Genomic DNA, 4,696 nt, shown 5'->3' with positions numbered 1-4,696 from the left:
GCTCGACACGGTTGGTCGTGCACCGCCCTGATCTGCTTGAACAGCCCGTACCGCTCATGACTGTCCCGTTGTTCCTCGCCCCCGGGTCGAGAGCGCGGTCGAGGACGCGAATGTGGCTCAGATGGTCGCGGACGGCGCGGGTCGGCTGTGCCTGGTCGGTGAACCGCGCGTCGGCGGTTCCGGCTCAGGAGGCGGCGGGGCAGGGGGGCGCGAAGGCGAGCCGTGGGAAGTGCTGCTCCCACTCGGCCGGGGTGACGGCAGGGCGGGCCAGGGCACAGACACGGGCAGCCACCCGCTCGGGGTCGGGATCCCACAGCCGCACCGTCCCGTCGTCGCTCGCTGTGGCCAGCGTGCGGCCGCCGGAGCCGAACGCTGCCGCGCGGACCGAGTCGCCGTGGCCGGTGAGCACGGCCAGAGCGTGCGGGGTCGCGGGGTCGGTGAGGTCCCACAGCCGCACGGTCCGGACGTCGCCTGTGGTGGCGAGGAGGCCGCCCCGGCGGCCGAACGCGATGGCGCTGACCCCGGAGCTGTGCCCGGCCAGGGTGGCGAGCGGCTTCGGCCCGCTGGGAGGGGCCATGTTCCAAAGGCGTGCCGTCTGGTCGAAGCTGGCGCTGGCGAGCAGGTTGCCGTCCGGGCTGAAGCCGATCGCGGCAACGGGGCTCCGGTGCCCGCGCAACGTGGCCGTCAGGGCCGGTCGGCGCGGATCGGAGATGTCCCACAGCCGCACGGCGCCGTCGAATCCCGCGCTCGCCAGCCTCCGGCCGTTCGGGGCGAACGCTACGGAGTACAGGGAGCCGGCCTGGCCGTCGAACGCGGCGAGTGGCGCGGGCCGGCGCGGGTCGGTGAGGTCCCACAGTCGCACGGTGTTGTCGAACCCGGCGGCGGCCAGCGTTCGCCCGTCGGGACCGAACGCGACCGTGCGGACCCTGGCGGTGGGTTCTGTGAGGGTGGGCAGCTCGACCGGTTCGGCCGGGTCCGAGACGTCCCACAGCCGTACCGTCTCGTCCTCGCCGGCCGCTGCCAGCACCTTGCCGCCCTGGCCGAACGCCAGCGCGTACGTCGTGCCGGATGCGGTGGCGAGGACGCCGCGGATGACGGGACGGTAGGGATCGGCGACGTCCCAGAGCCGCACCATGCGGCCGTCGCCGCCGGAGGCCAGCAGGCTCCCGCCGGGGGAGAAGGCCACGGCGTGTACCGGTCCCTCGTGGCCGCGTGCGACGGGTTCGCCGGTCTCCCACAGCCGGGCGGTGTGGTCCCAACTCGCACTGGCCAGGGTGCGCCCGTCAGGGCTGAACGCCACGGATCCGATGGTGTCGCTGTGTCCGGTCAGCACGGTGACCAGGCGAGGCCGGCCGGGGTCGGCCACGTCCCACACCCTGATCTCATGGTCCCATCCGGCGGTGGCCACTGTCCGCCCGTCGGGGCTGAACGCGGCGGCGATGACCGGCCCGGTGTGGCCGGGCAGGGTGGCGAGCCGGCGCGGCCGGCGCGGTTCGGAGACATCCCACAGCCCACCCGTGCGGTCGTCGCTGCCGGTGGCGATCCTGGTGCCGTCGGGGCTGAAGGTGACGGCCCAGATGTCCTCGCCGTGCCCGGTGAGGGTGCTGAGGGAGCGCGGGTGGCGCCGGTCGGAGACGTCCCACAGGCGTCCCGTGTTGTCGTCGCCCGTGCTCGCGAGCGTACGGCCGTCGGGGCTGAGGGCGACGCCGCGTACGGCGCCGATGTGGCCGGTCAGCGTGGCGAGGGGGCGCGGGTCCTGGGGGTCGGACAGGTCCCACAGCCGGGCGGTGCCGTCGTCGCTCGCGCTGGCCGCCATGGTGCCGTCGGCGGTCAGGGCCACCGACCAGGCGGGCGTTTTGTGTGCGGCGAACCCGGACACCAGGACCGGCCGCCGCGGGTCGCTCACGTCCCACACCTGTACGGAGCCGTCGAGTCCGGCGGTCACGAGCCGGCGCGCGTCGGCGCTCAGGGCGGCGGCCTCGACGTCGGCGCCGTCCGCAGCGAACTCCGACAGCGGGGCCGGCCGGCGGAGGTCGGTCACGTCCCAGAGGCGGACGCCGTCGTCACCGGCCGCGACGAGCGTGCGGCCGTCGCGGCTGAACAGCGCCCGGTTGATGCCCTCGCCCGCGGTCAGCCGTCCCGCGTACGGGGTGGTGAAAGCGGTGAGCAGTCCGCTGCGGGACTCGGGCGTGGCCGACAGCCGGTAGGCGGTGAGGCTGAGCTGTGCGGCCAGCGAGGGCGCCGCCTCGCGCAGGCTGACGGCCTCGCCCGCGACCTTCTGCGACAACGCGAGATCGCGCTGCTCGGTGGCCGTCGCCTGGGTGCGCGCCGCGTACACGGTGGCCGAGGAGGCCAGCACCAGCAGGACGGCGAGTGTGACGATCAGGTGTCGCAGGCGGCGGGCGCGGCGGCGGGCCGCGGCCTCCTCCGCGTCGCGCAGCGCGATCGCCGCCTCCAGGAACTCCGCCTCCGGCGCGTTCAGCGCGGTGTCGGCGCCGGCCGCCCAGTCCTGTGCTGCCTGCAGCAGGGTGCCGCGGTAGAGCAGGGACGGGTCACGTCCCTCGCGCTTCCATGTCCCGGCCGCCTCCAGGAGCCGACGGCGCAGCCGCAGGTCGGCGCGGTCAGCGAGGATCCACTCGCGCAGCGCCGGCCAGGCCCGCAGCAGCGCCTCGTGCGCCGGCCAGGTCAGGCTGGCGTCCAGGGTCAGCAGCCGGGCCCTGGCGAACGCCTCGACCACCGCGGCGGTGGCCGTGGGCGGGAAGGGCGGCTCGGGCAGGCGGCGCACGTCGACCGGGCGGCGGCTCTCGGTGTTGTCCTCGCCCACGCACACCATCTGCAGGAACAGCCGGCGCGCGATCTCCTGGCCGTGCGGGTCGAGCCCGTCGTAGACGCGCTCGGCGGTGGCGGCGACGGCACCGGCGATGCCGCCGGTCAGCCGGTAGTCCTCCACGGTCAGGGTGCTGCCGCGGCGGCGCTGCCAAGTGACGAGCAGCGCGTGCGACAGCAGGGGCAGGGCGCCGGGCTCGGGGCCGGGGCCGTTTCCGTGGGTGTCCGGTGGCACGCCGAGGTCGCGCAGCAGCAGCTCCACGAGGCCCGGCTCCAGGGTCAGGCCGGCGACGCGGGCGGGGCCGGTGATGACCTCGCGCAGCTCAGCGACGCTCATCGGGCCCAGCGGCAACTGCCCCTCGCGCAGGGCCTCCAGCAGAGCGGGATGGTTGAGGCAGTGGCCGTAGAAGTCGGCGCGTACGCCGAGCACCACCAGCGCCGCGGGATGACCGGTCGTGCCGGCGACGGTCAGGGCGTCCACCGCCGCCAGGAAGAGCCGGCGCTCGGCCTCCTCACCGCACAGCGTGAAGATCTCCTCAAGCTGGTCGACGACCAGCACTAGGCGGCGCCGGGCGGCGGGATCGCCACCCGGTGCCCCGCCGTTGACCGCCTGCGCCACCTGGGCGGCGAAGGCGGCGGGATCTTCGGCCAGGACGCCGGCCAGGTGGGCGGGGTTGAGCCCGGTGAGCGCGCCGATCCTGGCCAACAGCCCGGCGATCGGACGCTCGCCCGGCGTGAACACGATGGTCGGCCACGAGCGGGATCCAGGCGTCGGCAGCGCCCCTCGGCGTAGGGCGGGCAGCAGTCCAGCCCGCAGCAGGGACGTCTTGCCCGCCCCCGAGGGGGCCACCACGATCAGCGGCCCGCGCCCCTGCATCCGCTCGGCAAGTCGCCCCACCAGCACGCCCACCGTCCGGTCCCGGCCGAAGAACCAGCGGGAATCCTCAGGCTCGTAGGGCTGAAGACCGCGATAGGGGCAGCCCCCACGTGCTTGTGTGGCCGACTCGGCCAGCTCGGTCAGCTCGCCGCCGGTCTCCAGCACCGCGTCGCACCGACGCGCCACCCCCACGGACAGCGCCTTCTCCCCGGTCTCCACCTTGCTCAGATAGCCCTTGCTGTAGTGGGTCAGCCGGGACAACTCCATGAGCGACAGCCCGCGCGCCACCCGCAGCCGCCGCAACGCGGCACCGGGGGCCATCCCCGAACCGCCGTCCTCCATGCCTTCACGCACTCTCAACACTTTACAAAAGGTAATTGTTCGGTCGCAGAAAGTGGTGCGACTTCTGGTGGTACCTCCCGGTTTCCCTGACCACCGGCTCTTCAGGGCGACGGGAAACCCCTTCTGCCCCTCCCGCAGCCGGCAGCACGATCGGTGCCATGGACGCCGCCACACACCTCGGCGGCTCCCGAAACAACTGACGGTCCTCCGGACCCGAGGTCCTTCACAGAACGGGAAACAACATGCGTGCTCAGATGAAGACGGCCGCCCTCAGCCTCGTCCTCTCCCTCGGTCTCGCCGCCCTCGCCGCGCCGGCCGCCGCGCAGCCAACTCACATGCGGCCCACGGCACTCACGAGCCAGACGTGCGGCCACTACACCACCCCCGTACTGGAGTACTACCGCAACTGTGCTGACCAGAACGAAAGGATCTGGGTTACCTACAGGATCTCCACCTACAACAAGCATTTCTGTGTCCCGAAGGGGGAGCAGGTGCAACTCGGTAACCTCTTCAATGTCTACGGCGTCTATCACGACAGCTGGGGCTGCGTCGGGTCCTGAGCAGTAACGGGAGCGAGGAACAACGGGACAGTCATGAGCGGTACGGGCTGTTCAAGCAGATCAGGGCGATGCACGACCAACCGTGTCGAGT

The 4,696-nt window shown here is 73.1% G+C and carries 2 protein-coding genes; one reads left to right on the top strand and one right to left on the bottom strand.

The genetic code is table 11. The annotated features are described in order from the left end of the window. Window positions 1-184: 184 nt before the first annotated feature. Window positions 185-4,057, bottom strand: coding sequence for an nSTAND1 domain-containing NTPase (locus HCN51_RS57500; protein ID WP_168022198.1), 3,873 nt, complete (start codon window positions 4,055-4,057; stop codon window positions 185-187). A 242-nt stretch (window positions 4,058-4,299) separates the two neighbouring features. On the opposite strand from HCN51_RS57500, the gene HCN51_RS57495 reads away from it, so the two are divergent. Next, on the top strand, window positions 4,300-4,605 hold the full coding sequence (locus HCN51_RS57495) for a hypothetical protein (RefSeq protein WP_168022197.1): 306 nt from the start codon (window positions 4,300-4,302) through the stop codon (window positions 4,603-4,605). Window positions 4,606-4,696: the final 91 nt, after the last annotated feature.

This window comes from Nonomuraea composti, from assembly GCF_012034275.1.
Taxonomy (GTDB): domain Bacteria; phylum Actinomycetota; class Actinomycetes; order Streptosporangiales; family Streptosporangiaceae; genus Nonomuraea; species Nonomuraea composti.
This window is presented reverse-complemented; position numbering and strand designations above follow the sequence as displayed.